Genomic DNA, 14,307 nt, shown 5'->3' with positions numbered 1-14,307 from the left:
GACGATGACGAAAATTTTAGAAGTGAAAGACTTAGAAATCTCTTTTGATACGTATGCTGGAAAGGTACGAGCGATTCGCGGTGTCAATTTTCATTTGAATAAAGGAGAAACATTGGCAATCGTTGGGGAATCTGGAAGTGGAAAATCAGTGACGACCAGAAGCATCATGCGCTTGCTGTCAAGCAACGCCAATATAGATGCTGGTCAAATCCTCTTTAAAGGTAACGATATCGTTGGAAAATCAGAAAGAGAGATGCAAAAAATCCGTGGTAAAGAAATAGCGATGATTTTCCAAGATCCAATGACCTCTTTAGATCCGACGATGCCCATTGGGAAGCAAGTCGCTGAGTCCCTTAGAAAGCATAATAAAGTTTCAAAAAAAGAGGGACAAAAAGCTGCATTAGAATTGCTTAAATTAGTTGGAATACCCGAAGCTGAGAAACGTATCAACAGTTATCCGCATCAGTTCTCAGGAGGTCAGCGTCAACGGATCGTGATCGCGATTGCACTGGTATGTTATCCGGAAATCCTGATTGCTGATGAACCTACAACAGCGCTTGATGTGACTATTCAAGCACAGATTTTGGAGCTGCTGAAAGAAATTCAGACAAAAATCGATACATCAATTATCTTTATCACTCATGACCTTGGTGTAGTAGCGAATGTCGCTGATCGTGTCGCTGTCATGTATGGAGGAAGAATCGTTGAAGTTGGAACATCGGAAGAAATTTTCTACAACCCGCAACATCCCTATACTTGGGGACTGCTTGGTTCAATGCCGACATTAGATAGTGCGAACGATCGATTGTATGCTATTCCTGGTTCTCCACCGGATTTATTGAACCCGCCAAAAGGAGACTCATTCTATCCAAGAAATGAATTCGCGATGAAAATCGATGCAGAACAAGAACCACCATTTTTTGAACTATCAAAAACACACAAGGCAGCAACTTGGCTACTTGCTCCGCAGGCACCCAAAGTGACACCGCCAGAAGAAATCCAACGTCGCTGGGCTATCTTTAAAGAGAAACAAAAACATACTTACGGTCAAGGAGGAATTGCTGATGCCAAATAAACTACTTGAAGTTAAAGGATTGAAACAGTATTTCAATGTAGGAAAAAAGAATGAAGTACATGCTGTAAATGACATCAGCTTTCACATTTATGAAGGAGAAACATTCGGTTTAGTTGGAGAATCTGGAAGCGGAAAATCCACTACTGGCCGTACGATCATTCGCTTGAATGAACCTACTGATGGTGAGATATTATTCGACGGTCAAGATATAACGAAGATCAAAGATAAAAAAGGTTTGACGAAATTCCGGCATGATGTTCAGATGATCTTTCAAGATCCATACGCTTCGTTGAATCCTCGTATGAAAGTCAGAGATATCATTGCCGAAGGAATTGATGTTAATGGACTAGCTAAATCATCTGAAGAGCGTGCAAAAAAAGTCGATGATCTATTGAGAACTGTTGGATTGAATCCAAGCCACGGTACTCGTTATCCTCATGAATTTTCAGGTGGGCAACGCCAGCGTATTGGTATTGCACGAGCATTGGCAGTAAAACCGCGTTTTATCATTTGTGATGAACCAATTTCTGCACTAGATGTGTCGATCCAAGCCCAAGTGGTCAATTTGTTGCAAGATCTCCAAAAAGAACATCAATTGACCTATCTATTTATTGCACATGATTTGTCGATGGTTAAACATATTAGTGACCGAATCGGTGTAATGCATAACGGCTTGTTATTAGAGATGGGAACAAGTGATGAAATCTATAATCACGGTGTTCATCCTTATACAGAAAGTTTGTTATCTGCTATTCCTCTACCAGATCCAGACCATGAGAGAAAACGCAGAAGAATCAAATATCAACCTGAACCAGATGACGGACAAGTACGTCAACTTCGTGAAATCGCACCAGAACATTTTGTCTATGCAACTGAGCAGGAAGTCCCATATTACGCAAAAAAACTAAAACGACAAAAGGAATCTCTTCTGGTTGCTAACTAGGAGGGACATAGATGCTAAAAGCTTTTAAATTCCGTATGTATCCGACAGAAGAACAAAAACAGCAATTGATTCGTACTTTTGGATGTGCTCGATTTACCTATAACCATTTGCTGAAAAAGCGTCAGAAAAGTTGGCAACAAACAGGAGTAGCCAATTTTTCGCTCACACCCGCTACATTAAAAAAAGAATACCCATTCTTAAAAGAAGTAGACAGTCTTGCTTTAGCAAATGCACAGCTTAATTTGGATCGGGCTTTTCGCAATTATTTCAAGGGACGTGCCAGCTTCCCAAAGCTTAAAACGAAAAAAAGTATGTGGCAATCTTATACGACCAACAACCAAACCCGTACGATCTATCTGGAAAATGGCTACTTAAAGTTACCAAAACAAAAAGAACTAATCAAGATAAATCAGCATCGGCCAGTTGAAGGATCGATTCGCTCCGCTACGATTTCTGCTCGATATAATGAAGAATTTTATGTCGCACTACTTTGTGATGTTTCATCAATAAAAAAAGAATCTTCAGCTAAATGGATTGGGATCGCCTATCATCCAAAAACATTGATCGAAACATCGCAGCCCATAGAAGTATCTTTGCCAAAATTTGACCAGACAGAAGAAAAACTTCAGCATGCACAGCGGAAATTAAGCGTAAAAGTCCGCTCCGCTCACCATAGAAAGACCAAGTTAGATCAGGCAAGCAATTATCAGAAACAAAAGAGAAAAGTAATGGATCTTTATCTGAAACAAAAGAACCAGCGAGAAGATTATCTCGAACAATTATCTGGGAAATTGGTCAAACAATATGACTACTTATTTGTAGAATCTTTTCCAAAAGAAGAGGCACATGCTGATTTTTCTATTCATGACTGGCATAAATTAATAACAAAATTGCGTTATAAGTCCCAATGGTATAATAAAAAATTTCTTTTGATCAATACCGACGGAGCAGAAGAAAGCAATTCCGTAAGAAAGAGCCAAGTAGTAGAAAAAATGGGCAGACATTCGGTTATCAAGGGATAAAAAATGAATGAAACTGATAGGAGCGTTAGGGTTCGCCTTGTTAATAAAAAGTCTTAATGACTTTTGTTTCTAGGAATTTTTCTTTTGAAGAAAAGCTCACTAATTATGACAAACCAATAAAACAATAGCAGAAAAAGTTCGTACGAGCTTTTTCTGCTATTGTTAATTTTTTATTCAGAAAGTTTACGAATACATCAAAATTCTGAAACAAAAAACGTAACTCACAAAGAGTTGTTTTTGCGTTCTTTCTTGAATGATTAGGTCTGAATCTTTTGCTCACAACCTTATTCATGGTGCCCCGGCTTGAGCTGATAGATTTTTGAAGGACGGCCGATTCCTACAGGACGTTCACCGATCTCATCGAAATATTGGAGCATAGCTTTCTTAAAATTGGAATGATCGATCGTTTTATAATCGATCCCTAAGAATTTAGCAAATACTTTTCGAGCTTCCGTAATCGTGAAATCTTTACCTAAAACTTGTAGAACTTGCGGCTCGTGTTCCATTTTATTGACTACACGGTTGAATGCTTTCAAGATGATTTGACTATGGTCAAAAGCCAAAGTATCTTTGCCAGAAGACTCTCCAGTGACTAAATCAAGCGAGATAGCCACTTCTCCGCTAGATAAATGGATCTTGTTACTATGACGTTCTAGTGTGAACCAGCGTACTTCCTTGGCATCATCTCCGGCGATTAGCGGTTCTTCTCCAATAAAGGCTAAGTAGCTGACTGTGACGACCCAGCCTCGCGGATCTCGATTAGGCGTACTGAATGTATGCAGTTGCTCAATATTTTCTTTTGAAATAACCACACCAGTTTCTTCCTTTGTTTCTCTTAAGACGCTTTCTCCAGTTGACTCATCCTTTTGGACAAAGCCACCAGGCAATGCCCATGAATTTCGATAAGGATGCCCTTTTCTTTGGATCAACAAAACTTTCAGCTGATCTTCTTCTTTGTTATAGCACATCAGTACGATATCGACAGTCAAAGAGGGCTTGTCATATTCTGGACGTTCCTGTTTTTGATACCAGTTAAGAAATTCTTCTTCACTAGCTTCATGTTCATAATATAATTTTTCTTCTTCTTTAGAAGCAAAACGGTTCATCTGACCACCTCCATTGACAGTAAAAGTACTTTTTACCTTATTGTAGCAGACTCTGAAAAAAAACCAAGGATTTACTTGAAAAATCTAGGTTATCATTTAAATATGAAAAATAAATGGAAGTATGAGATTGAATAAAAAGAAAAGCAGATAAAACGGCAATACTTTATACCGCTCTTCACGAATGGCAAAGAAGCCACAAATAACGATATATACGTCAATGATAAAACGCAAAATCCAAGCTGCTGTCATAAAACTGTTCAAATGCCCATGGAGGTTAAAATAACCATACATACGAATATAAAAATAGCTGAATATTAAATGTGCTAATGAAAGAAAAGCAATACTAAGTGTAAAAAAAAGATGTTTCTTCTGCATGATTGTTCCAGTCCCTTACTAAGATAGATAGTCTTTATTATACCACGTGTGAGAGGAGAAATAAAAAGCCGTTTTTTACTAGATATGAAACAAAACAAAAACCTGCATTTATTCAACCTATTCATCCTTTTAAAGGATAGATTGAACGTAGATAGAAGTCGTTTATCCAGACTTTTTCATTTTGAAAAAAAGCTAACAGCATGCTTTTTTTATGGTATACTAGCAAGGAAACGAATTCGCATCATGCGATAAAGGAGGAAGAGCCCCGTGGCAGAAAAGGAAACTTTTTATATCACTACGCCAATCTATTATCCAAGCGGCAAACTTCATATCGGCAACTCGTATACTACGATTGCATGTGACGCAATTGCTCGTTATAAACGGTTGATGGGCTTTGATGTGTTTTATCTCACTGGAGTGGATGAACATGGTCAAAAAATCGAAACAAAAGCAGAAGAACTAGGTGTAAAACCGCAAGAATATGTAGATAAAATGGCGGCTGATGTCAAGAAATTATGGAAAACGCTTGATATCAGTTATGATAAATTCATTCGCACGACAGATGATTACCATAAAGCAGCTGTTCAAAAAATATTTGATCGTTTATTAGAACAGGGAGATATTTACTTAGGTGAATATGAAGGCTGGTACTCTGTTTCTGACGAAGAATTCTTTACAGAAACACAACTTGCAGAAGTGTACAAAGATGACGAAGGTAACGTGATCGGTGGTAAAGCGCCAAGTGGACACGAAGTAGAATTGGTAAAAGAAGAATCATACTTCTTCCGCATGAGCAAATACGCAGACCGTCTGTTGGAATACTATGAAGAACATCCCGAATTCATCCAGCCAGAATCTCGTAAAAACGAAATGATCAACAACTTTATCAAACCAGGATTAGAGGATCTTGCAGTTTCACGAACAACTTTTACTTGGGGAGTACCAGTCAAGAGTGATCCGAAACATGTGGTGTATGTATGGATCGATGCATTATCCAATTATATTACTGCACTAGGATATGGCTCCGAAGATGAAAGTCTATTCGAAAAATACTGGCCTGCAGATGTTCAGATGGTCGGTAAAGAAATCGTTCGCTTTCATACGATCTATTGGCCAATCATGCTGATGGCCCTTGATTTGCCTCTACCTAAAAAAGTATTTGGGCATGGCTGGCTATTGATGAAAGACGGAAAAATGTCTAAATCAAAAGGAAATGTCGTTTATCCTGAAATGCTTGTGGAACGTTATGGTTTAGATGCACTCCGTTATTATTTGCTTCGTGCTGTTCCGTTTGGGTCAGATGGTGTCTTTACGCCAGAAGATTTTGTTTCCCGTGTCAATTATGATCTGGCAAATGATCTAGGGAACTTATTGAATCGAACGATTGCTATGATCAACAAATATTGTGATGGACTCGTTCCTGACTATGCCTCACTTGTCACTCCATTTGACAGTGAACTGTCTACGACGGCTGCTAACGTTGTCGGACGTTACCATGATGCAATGGAAAAAATGGAATTCAATACAGCATTGGCTGAAATCTGGGTGCTGATTTCTCGTGCAAACAAATACATTGATGAAACAGAACCATGGGTATTAGCAAAAGACGAAGAAAAGAAAGCTGAATTGAATAGTGTCATGATCCATTTAGCTGAATCTTTGCGTATCGCAGCGATATTACTTCAGCCAATCATGACAGAAACGCCAGAGAAGATCTTCAATCAACTAGGATTGGACTCTGAAACAATGAATCTTGAAGGATTACACTTTGGCGAATTTCCTTCAGGAACAAAAGTAGTTGCAAAAGGTACACCAATCTTCCCACGTTTAGATATGGAAGAAGAAGTTGCTTTTATTCAAGAAAAAATGTCTGAAGGTACTCAAACAAACGAAGATACAGTCAAATGGGATCCAGAAGAAACAGAACTTGTTTCAACGAAAGAAAAACAAATCAAATTTGATGTATTTGAAAAAGTAGAACTAAAAGTAGCAGAAGTCATCAACTGTCAAAAAGTAGAAGGGGCAGATAAGTTGCTGCAATTCCGACTAGATGCTGGAGACAGCCAAGACCGTCAAATCTTGTCAGGAATCGCTGAATTTTATCCTGATCCAAGCGAATTGATCGGGAAAAAAGTCGTCATTGTAGCAAATCTGAAACCACGAAAGATGCGTGGACAAATCAGTCAAGGAATGATCCTTTCTGCAGAAGCACCAGATGGCTCTTTACAAGTAATCGAAGCACCAAAATCCATGCCAAATGGCTCAGAAATCGCATAGAAATTCAAAGGGGGTATGACACTAGTTGTGTCATACCCCCTTTTTCCGAAATTTGAGAAGCAATTTTCGTAAATTCCTTCTTATTACTTGAAGCCAATCATATAATACAGAAACAGAGAACTATCCAAAATAAATCCTAGAAAAAGAAGTACGAGCTTCGCTGATTTTTGTTAATTTAGAATAATACTAATAGGAATCGTAAAAACAGAAAAAAAGCATAATGATAAAGGGTCGGGCAGATTTTAATTGATTCATCTGGTACTCTTTTTTATTGTCCTTACATTCATAAAGTTTGAATGCAATGACTTTATTACATCTATATTTATATCTAACAGTAGCGTTGATGTGTTAATTATAAGTTCTATCACTTTATGTTCAATTAGTTTGTGCTCTTATATGTGTGATTGAAAATATAGATAAAAAAACAATCATCGGCTTTGACTTCGATGATTGTTTTCTTTATTTTGTAAAAATCCTATCACTTGATTTTATGGTAACCTTTTATTTTTGTCTTCAAACGGCTTGGTAAGAGAGCAGTAAGCAGTGCAAATGGGATCGAAAAGACATACCAGAAAATCGTACGTCCGATACCATAATGTTGATAGAGCTTTGTCAACATCACGTGTAACAAGATCAACCCTAAAAGCAAGGAGCCAGCTATAAACCAATGATTATCCCAATGCATGACTTCACTAAGTGCCATCACTCCAAAAGGATAGAAATAAAAATAGATCCCGACTAAGGTCATCCGCCAGTTCTTTGTAAATGTTCCGATATTCAATAAAAAGAAAATCGCTGAAAGCAAAATACCGATAGGCGGAAAAAGCCCAACCAAAAAGGAATACAACATCCCCCACAAGATCATCACAGGACCTTTGATCAATGCAACGATTGCGATGAACAAAGTCAGCAATATTAGTTTTTGTGATAACGTTGCAACAGTCATTAATCCAAATAAAATTAATGTGAACCAATGCCAATGGGACTGCTGTTGTTCTTTACGGGAAAAATCGACCCGGTTGGATAAATAATCTGCTAATTTCGGATAAGAACGCTTAAAATCCATAAACTGTTCCTCCTTCGTGGAAAAGGTAGGTTTAGTATACGAAAAATAAAAAAGAAATACATCCGTCTTAAGAGGGAGTTTTTCACTGAAAGTGGAGAAAAAAGAATGGTAAATTAAAATATTCTCAGTTATACTGAAAATTATACCAAATTTCAAAGAAGAAAGAGGATGGGAATGAAAGGCAAACTAAAACGAGAAATCAATCTGTTTGGCGCATTAGCTACCGTTATGGGAACCGTGATCGGTGCAGGCGTCTTCTTCAAAACTGCTGCTGTTACTGCTAGTACTCAGTCTACAAGTTTGACATTGCTAGCTTGGCTTTTGGGTGGTTTCTTAACGATCTGTGCTGGATTGACAGTGGCTGAATTAGCTACAGCAATCCCGGAAACTGGTGGAGCTGTAAAATATATTGAAGCTGCGTATGGAAAATTGCCCAGCTTTTTATTAGGATGGGCGCAAAGCTTGATTTACTTTCCTGCTAATATTGCTGCATTATCGATTATCTTTGCGACACAATTGACGAACTTATTACAATTATCTACCGATTATCTTTTGTTGATTGCAGTGATCACCGCTGTTTCTGTGACAGGGTTGAATTTGTTAGGGACAAAAGTCGGTGCTTCTGTACAATCAGTGACGTTGATTGTTAAATTAATACCAATTGCTGTGATTGTCATATGGGGATTATTGACCCCAGGACAAGGAACTGTCCAGTTATTTCCAATCGAAGCTGGAAAAGATGTTACTTTTGTCGAAGGATTGAGCAGTGCGTTGTTAGCAACGTTGTTTGCTTATGACGGCTGGTTAGGTGTCGGTGCAATGGCAGGGGAAATGAAACGGCCGGAAAAAGATTTGCCTAAAGCAATTATTCTTGGTTTGAGTTTTGTAACAGTCGTTTATCTATTGATCAATTTTGTTTTTTTGAAAACTTTGCCGATTGATCATCTTGCCGGTAATTTGAATGCAGCTTCTGAAGCATCAGACGTCATTTTTGGAGGAATCGGTGGAAAGCTGGTCACTATTGGGATCTTGATCTCGGTATACGGTGCATTGAACGGTTATACACTAACTGGGATCCGCGTGCCTTATGCGATGGCTTTAGAAGACGAGCTACCTTTCAGTAAACAGCTGACAAAGCTTTCAAAGAAGTTTACGGTTCCTTATGTTCCTGCGGTTTTCCAGTTAGCAGTAGCTTGTATTATGATGAGCCTTGGTTCTTTCGACTTTTTAACAGACATGTTGATTTTTGTGATGTGGCTATTCAGTTTACTGATTTTTATCGGTGTCTTTATTTTAAGAAAAAAAGCGCCGGAATTGCCACGTCCATATAAAGTACCACTTTATCCAATCGTTCCGATTATTGCGATTCTCGGTGCTATTTTCATTTTAGGTATGACGATGATGACGCAAACGAAATTAGCATTGATCGGTATAGGTGTTACCTTGATAGGTATCCCAGTCTATTATCAAAAAAAGAAAAAACGCTCAGAAGAGTAAAATATTTCAACAACAGACAGAAAAAGTACGAACTAGGTCCTCTAGATCTTCGTGCTTTTTCTATTTCAATAAAACAAGTTCTTCTATTTTGATTTTTGCTACTTCTGCAAGTGGTGCTTATGTGCTAAAGTAAGAATGAAAAGGAGAGATAAACATGATATTTGATTCTCATACCCATTTAAATGCTGAACAGTTCAATGAAGATATTCCAGAAACGATTCAGCGAGCACAAGAAATGGGGGTAACGAAAATGGCGGTCGTGGGCTTCGATACGCCAACGATTGAAAAGTCTTTGCAATTAAGCCATGACTATCCAAATATATACAGTATTATCGGCTGGCATCCGACAGAGGCTGGCAGTTATACGAAAGAAATCGAAAATAAATTACAAGAACAATTGACTTTACCAAAGGTTGTAGCATTAGGGGAAATTGGCTTGGATTATCATTGGATGGAAGACCCGAAAGAAGTCCAAGATAAAGTATTTCGCAGACAGATTGCTATCGCAAAAGAAATGAACCTACCAATCAGTATTCATACTAGAGAAGCACTTGAAGACACGTATCAAATCCTAAAAGAAGAAGATGTTCGAGATATCGGTGGAATCATGCATAGTTTCAGTGGTGATTATGAATGGGCAAAACGATTTCTTGACTTAGGGATGCATATTTCATTTAGCGGTGTCGTCACTTTCAAAAAAGCATTAGACGTCCAAGAGGCTGCAGCAAATGTACCAATCGAACGATTACTTGTGGAAACAGATGCCCCTTATCTGGCACCAGTTCCTTTTAGAGGAAAGCGGAATGAACCAGGCTATACTCGTTATACAGTAGAAAAGATTGCTGAACTTCGGAATCTTCCGACAGAAGAAGTGGCTGCCCAAACATGGACAAATACGCACCGATTATTTGGTCTAAGCGAACATGGATAAGATGAAGATCCAAGAGATTATAGTCGTTGAAGGAAAAGACGATACAAGAAGGCTGCGGGAAGTAGTTGATGCAGATACGATAGAAACAATAGGGTCTGCAATCAATGAAGAGATTCTGATGCAAATTGAACATGCCCAAGAGACTCGTGGAGTGATCGTTTTTACCGATCCTGATTTTTCAGGAGAAAAAATAAGAAAAATCATTATGGAAGCTGTTCCTCAGGCAAAACATGCTTTTTTGCCGCGCACACAAGCTAAACCAAAGAAAAAGGGAAGCCTTGGTGTCGAGCATGCAAGTGATGCTGCTATTTTAGAAGCATTGAAAAAGGTCGTGACGCCAGACATTTCCCAAACGGCTGTTTCTGAAATCACTAGACAAGACCTTTTAGACTATGGTTTAATAGCTGGGGCACAAGCAAAAGAAAAACGAGAAAAACTAGGTGACGAGTTGCGCATCGGTTACACGAACGGCAAACAATTGGAAAAACGTTTGAAGATGTTTCGTATTACGCCGAAAGAACTCGCCCAAGCAATGAAAATAGTGGAGGAACAACATGAGTGAATATCGTGAAATTGCGACACCCTCTAGAACAAAAGAGATTTTATTGAAACATGGTTTTTCATTTAAAAAAAGTTTAGGACAAAATTTTCTGACTGAACCAAATATTTTAAGGAAAATCGTAGAAACTGCGCAAATAGATGAACATACGAACGTGATCGAAGTTGGACCAGGAATCGGTGCATTGACGGAACAATTAGCCAAGCATGCAAAACAAGTCGTAGCATTTGAGATCGATGATCGTTTGATCCCTGTATTGGCTGATACGATGCAACCCTATGACAATGTGACTATTGTACATCAAGATATTTTAAAGACCGATTTGTCAACAGCTGTTAGAGAAACATTTCATGAGGAGCTTCCGTTAAAAGTCGTAGCGAATTTACCTTACTATATTACGACACCGATCATGATGCATTTTCTTGAATCAGATTTGGTTGTGGATGAACTAGTCGTCATGATGCAAAAAGAAGTAGCTGATCGTATCTCTGCTGAACCAGGAACGAAAGCTTATGGTTCATTATCGATTGCTGTTCAATATTATATGGAAGCCAGTTTAGCATTCATCGTACCAAAAACAGTATTTGTCCCTCAGCCAAATGTAGATTCAGCGATTTTGAAACTGACAAGAAGAGATATACCGGCAGTCGAAGTGACAGACGAAAAAGCATTTTTCCGATTGACAAAAGCGGCATTTCAGCAAAGAAGAAAAACGCTTTGGAATAACTTGCAGCATTCGTATGGCAAAGATGACCAGACAAAAGCATGGTTAGCAAAAAGCTTGGAAACAGCTGGAATCGATCCAAAACGTCGTGGGGAGACTTTGTCATTACAAGAATTCGCCGCATTAAGCAATGCGATGTCAGAAAATATGCAGTAAAAAAAGAGGTTGTGACAGAAGTTGTGAAAAAGCTGTCCTGCATCAAGTAATAAGAACAACCAAACAAAAATAGTTCCTCATGTTTTTCGTTTGTTTGGGCTTATTACCGCAGATGCAAGCTTTTGAACACCGTTTAGTGGAAGGTTGTGAAAAAGCTGTCCTGCATCAAGTAATAAGAACAGCCAAACAAAAATAGTTCCTCATGTTTTTCGTTTGTTTGGGCTTATTACCGCAGATGCAAGCTTTTGAACACCGTTTACCAAGAGGTTGTGAAATCAGCGCTTTGACCTGAGTATTAGAGAAACAAACGGCAAAATAGTTCCTCATATTTTGCCGTTTTTTGAGCTAATACCGAGGGTCAGCTGATTGAACACCGTTTAAGAAAGAGGTTGTGGGCCTGCCGTTTAACTCTAAGTCACAAGGAACAATTTCAAAAAACAGCTTCTCATGTTTTTGAGTTAGTTGGTCTTATTACTTGATGCAAGCTCTTGACCACTATTATGCCGAACAAGGAGACGTGACACAAATGTTGTCGCATCTCCTATTTTTGTCTCTTGATCAAAAAATTCTTATACTTGATACTCACACTCATTTTGTATGGATTTAGAAAAGAATATGTGTCTTGACAGTTATTAGTAAGTGAGTTATACTAAGTCGACATTTATGTGTCAAGACATATTAGGAGAGAGAAAAAATGAGAAAAAATTCAGTTCGAAAACTAACGATTTCTGCTTTATTGATTGGGATGGGGGTCATTATCCCAATGGTCATGCCTAAAATCATGATTCCACCAGCTTCCTTTACTTTGGCGTCTCATGTGCCATTATTTATTGCGATGTTTTTTACACCAGGAGTTGCAGTGGCTGTTGCGCTAGGTACGACATTTGGTTTCTTTTTAACAACGCCGGTTATCATCGCATTGCGAGCATTGTCACATCTTGTGTTTGCGTTGATTGGGGCTTGGTACTTGCAAAAGCATCCGAGTATCGTTTTAAAAAATGGACAGTTTACTTTTGCTAATTGGCGTTTCCAAGGGTTCAATTTTGTGATCGGTGTGATTCATTCTTTAGCAGAAATGCTAGTAGTCAGCATCTTTTACTTTATTGGTAATATGCCTGAAACATATTATTCTCAAGGATATTTTTATACAGTATTCATCTTGATGGGGATTGGTGGGCTTATCCACAGTTTAGTTGATTATAATATTGCTTATTTTATAGCAGGAACACTCAGCAAATATTTTGATATCCCCGTATTTACGGCAGCAAAAAAAGAAAATCGGAAAGAGTCGATTCAAGGGTACGCGAAGAAAACGACATATTAGACATGATCTCTCAAAAAAAAACTCTCATCTAGTAATGGATAATAAATCCTCTAAGATGAGAGTTTTTTGTCCTAAAAAGAGCTGCACCAACATCTTCTGGCACAGCTCTAACAGGGGGCAATTTATGGAAGTTTGATGACTTGTTCTGTTTCTTTATCAAAGAAGTGGCCTTTGCTGATGTTGAAGGCAAGGTCGACTATTTCGCCTGGTTTATGGAAATCTCTTGCATCTACTTTTGAGATGAACTCAGTAGAACCAGTTTTTGTGTAAAGCATCGTTTCAGCTCCAAGTAATTCGGAAACGACAACTTCTGATTTCACTACGGCTTCAGGTGAAGCTTCAAGGGCTACTTGTTCACTGTGGATGTCTTCTGGACGAATACCGAAGATAACTTCTTTTCCTTCATAACCTTTTTCAACTAATACTTTGTTTTTTCCTTCAGGAATACGAAGCTTAAGCCCATGTCCATCTGTGATAACACCATTTTTCAATGTCACATTAAAGAAGTTCATGGCAGGAGATCCAATAAAGCCGGCAACGAACATATTGACGGGTGTATCATAAACTTCTTTCGGTGTACCGATTTGTTGGATAAATCCGTCTTTCATGATAACGATTCGGTCAGCCATAGTCATTGCTTCTGTCTGATCGTGAGTAACATAGATGGTCGTTGTTTCAAGACGCTGGTGAAGTTTGGCAATCTCAGCACGCATGGCTACACGTAATTTAGCATCTAAATTTGATAATGGCTCATCCATTAAGAAGACTTTTGCATCCCGAACGATTGCCCGTCCCAATGCCACACGTTGGCGTTGTCCACCAGATAAAGCAGCTGGTTTTCGTTTCAAGTATTCTGTCAGACCTAAGATCTCTGCTGCATTGTCCACACGTTTTTTGATGTCTGCTTTATCATATTTACGTAATTTCAAGCCAAAAGCCATATTATCAAAAACAGTCATATGAGGATACAATGCGTAGTTTTGGAAAACCATGGCAATATCACGGTCTTTAGGTGCCACGTCATTCATGACTTTTCCGCCGATATTTAGTTCTCCTTCAGAGATATCTTCCAGTCCCGCGATCATTCGCAAAGTAGTTGACTTTCCACAACCGGAAGGACCAACAAAAACGATAAATTCACGGTCTTTGATTGATAGATTAAAATCAGTTACAGAATAATTTTCTGCATTGTCATATTTTTTATATACGTTTTTCAGAGCCATTTCTACCATAATACGTTCCACACTTTCTT

At 38.4% G+C, this 14,307-nt stretch carries 13 protein-coding genes; 9 read left to right on the top strand and 4 right to left on the bottom strand.

The features are described from left to right. The first annotated feature begins 4 nt into the window (after positions 1–4). From IGL31_RS10470 to IGL31_RS10460, 3 genes are read left to right on the top strand one after another with little or no spacing between them, the layout of a single operon-like run. A complete protein-coding gene (locus IGL31_RS10470) occupies positions 5–1,075 on the top strand; it encodes an ABC transporter ATP-binding protein (RefSeq protein ID WP_086300281.1) in 1,071 nt (356 codons plus the stop codon). After that, the gene (locus IGL31_RS10465) at positions 1,065–2,018 is read left to right on the top strand and encodes an ABC transporter ATP-binding protein (protein ID WP_002289330.1); all 954 of its coding nucleotides are present in this window, start codon (positions 1,065–1,067) and stop codon (positions 2,016–2,018) included. The genes IGL31_RS10470 and IGL31_RS10465 overlap by 11 nt, the downstream gene beginning before the upstream one ends. A gap of 11 nt (positions 2,019–2,029) precedes the next feature. After that, entirely contained in the window at positions 2,030–3,040 is a 1,011-nt protein-coding gene (locus IGL31_RS10460) for an RNA-guided endonuclease TnpB family protein (protein WP_086300282.1), read from the top strand. 284 nt (positions 3,041–3,324) lie between these two features. Here the strand turns inward: IGL31_RS10460 and IGL31_RS10455 are convergent, their stop codons facing one another. Then, on the bottom strand, positions 3,325–4,146 hold the full coding sequence (locus IGL31_RS10455) for an NUDIX domain-containing protein (RefSeq protein WP_002293995.1): 822 nt from the start codon (positions 4,144–4,146) through the stop codon (positions 3,325–3,327). A 96-nt stretch (positions 4,147–4,242) separates the two neighbouring features. Next, positions 4,243–4,521 (bottom strand): hypothetical protein, encoded by a 279-nt coding sequence (locus IGL31_RS10450; RefSeq protein ID WP_002289337.1) that lies wholly within the window; start codon positions 4,519–4,521, stop codon positions 4,243–4,245. A 267-nt stretch (positions 4,522–4,788) separates the two neighbouring features. Here IGL31_RS10450 and metG point away from each other — a divergent pair, with 267 nt between their 5' ends. Next, a complete protein-coding gene (gene metG, locus IGL31_RS10445) occupies positions 4,789–6,798 on the top strand; it encodes a methionine--tRNA ligase (protein ID WP_002289325.1) in 2,010 nt (669 codons plus the stop codon). 478 nt (positions 6,799–7,276) lie between these two features. Here the strand turns inward: metG and IGL31_RS10440 are convergent, their stop codons facing one another. Next, entirely contained in the window at positions 7,277–7,864 is a 588-nt protein-coding gene (locus IGL31_RS10440) for a hypothetical protein (protein ID WP_002293998.1), read from the bottom strand. Positions 7,865–8,038: 174 nt separating this feature from the next. Between IGL31_RS10440 and IGL31_RS10435 the strand changes: the two genes are divergently transcribed. The 5 genes from IGL31_RS10435 to IGL31_RS10415 all read left to right on the top strand — a co-directional run bounded on the left by IGL31_RS10435 (position 8,039) and on the right by IGL31_RS10415 (position 13,055). Next, positions 8,039–9,361 (top strand): APC family permease, encoded by a 1,323-nt coding sequence (locus tag IGL31_RS10435; protein WP_002294000.1) that lies wholly within the window; start codon positions 8,039–8,041, stop codon positions 9,359–9,361. 154 nt (positions 9,362–9,515) lie between these two features. Further along, on the top strand, positions 9,516–10,292 hold the full coding sequence (locus IGL31_RS10430) for a TatD family hydrolase (RefSeq protein ID WP_002324188.1): 777 nt from the start codon (positions 9,516–9,518) through the stop codon (positions 10,290–10,292). After that, positions 10,285–10,854: a ribonuclease M5 gene (rnmV, locus tag IGL31_RS10425; protein WP_002305490.1), complete on the top strand. Its 570-nt coding sequence runs from the start codon at positions 10,285–10,287 to the stop codon at positions 10,852–10,854. The genes IGL31_RS10430 and rnmV overlap by 8 nt, the downstream gene beginning before the upstream one ends. Further along, a complete protein-coding gene (rsmA, locus tag IGL31_RS10420) occupies positions 10,847–11,731 on the top strand; it encodes a 16S rRNA (adenine(1518)-N(6)/adenine(1519)-N(6))-dimethyltransferase RsmA (RefSeq protein WP_002294004.1) in 885 nt (294 codons plus the stop codon). The genes rnmV and rsmA overlap by 8 nt, the downstream gene beginning before the upstream one ends. Positions 11,732–12,425: 694 nt before the next feature. Beyond that, positions 12,426–13,055, top strand: a complete 630-nt coding sequence (locus IGL31_RS10415; RefSeq protein ID WP_002294011.1) for a hypothetical protein — start codon at positions 12,426–12,428, stop codon at positions 13,053–13,055. Between the two features lie 122 nt (positions 13,056–13,177). Here IGL31_RS10415 and IGL31_RS10410 read toward each other — a convergent pair whose 3' ends face one another. Beyond that, positions 13,178–14,287: an ABC transporter ATP-binding protein gene (locus IGL31_RS10410; protein ID WP_002289507.1), complete on the bottom strand. Its 1,110-nt coding sequence runs from the start codon at positions 14,285–14,287 to the stop codon at positions 13,178–13,180. Between the last annotated feature and the right edge of the window lie 20 nt (positions 14,288–14,307).

The organism is Enterococcus sp. MSG3290 (assembly GCF_050555565.1).
GTDB lineage: Bacteria > Bacillota > Bacilli > Lactobacillales > Enterococcaceae > Enterococcus_B > Enterococcus_B faecium.
This window is presented reverse-complemented; position numbering and strand designations above follow the sequence as displayed.

What these genes read in the sequence shown, in the direction of transcription:
- IGL31_RS10435 (WP_002294000.1), top strand. Translation starts at nt 8,039, where the DNA reads ATGAAAGGCAAACTAAAACGAGAAATCAATCTGTTTGGCGCATTAGCT.
- IGL31_RS10460 (WP_086300282.1), top strand. Translation starts at nt 2,030, where the DNA reads ATGCTAAAAGCTTTTAAATTCCGTATGTATCCGACAGAAGAACAAAAA.
- IGL31_RS10470 (WP_086300281.1), top strand. Translation starts at nt 5, where the DNA reads ATGACGAAAATTTTAGAAGTGAAAGACTTAGAAATCTCTTTTGATACG.
- IGL31_RS10440 (WP_002293998.1), bottom strand. Translation starts at nt 7,864, where the DNA reads ATGGATTTTAAGCGTTCTTATCCGAAATTAGCAGATTATTTATCCAAC.
- IGL31_RS10410 (WP_002289507.1), bottom strand. Translation starts at nt 14,287, where the DNA reads ATGGTAGAAATGGCTCTGAAAAACGTATATAAAAAATATGACAATGCA.
- IGL31_RS10415 (WP_002294011.1), top strand. Translation starts at nt 12,426, where the DNA reads ATGAGAAAAAATTCAGTTCGAAAACTAACGATTTCTGCTTTATTGATT.
- rnmV (WP_002305490.1), top strand. Translation starts at nt 10,285, where the DNA reads ATGGATAAGATGAAGATCCAAGAGATTATAGTCGTTGAAGGAAAAGAC.
- IGL31_RS10450 (WP_002289337.1), bottom strand. Translation starts at nt 4,521, where the DNA reads ATGCAGAAGAAACATCTTTTTTTTACACTTAGTATTGCTTTTCTTTCA.
- rsmA (WP_002294004.1), top strand. Translation starts at nt 10,847, where the DNA reads ATGAGTGAATATCGTGAAATTGCGACACCCTCTAGAACAAAAGAGATT.
- IGL31_RS10455 (WP_002293995.1), bottom strand. Translation starts at nt 4,146, where the DNA reads ATGAACCGTTTTGCTTCTAAAGAAGAAGAAAAATTATATTATGAACAT.
- IGL31_RS10465 (WP_002289330.1), top strand. Translation starts at nt 1,065, where the DNA reads ATGCCAAATAAACTACTTGAAGTTAAAGGATTGAAACAGTATTTCAAT.
- IGL31_RS10430 (WP_002324188.1), top strand. Translation starts at nt 9,516, where the DNA reads ATGATATTTGATTCTCATACCCATTTAAATGCTGAACAGTTCAATGAA.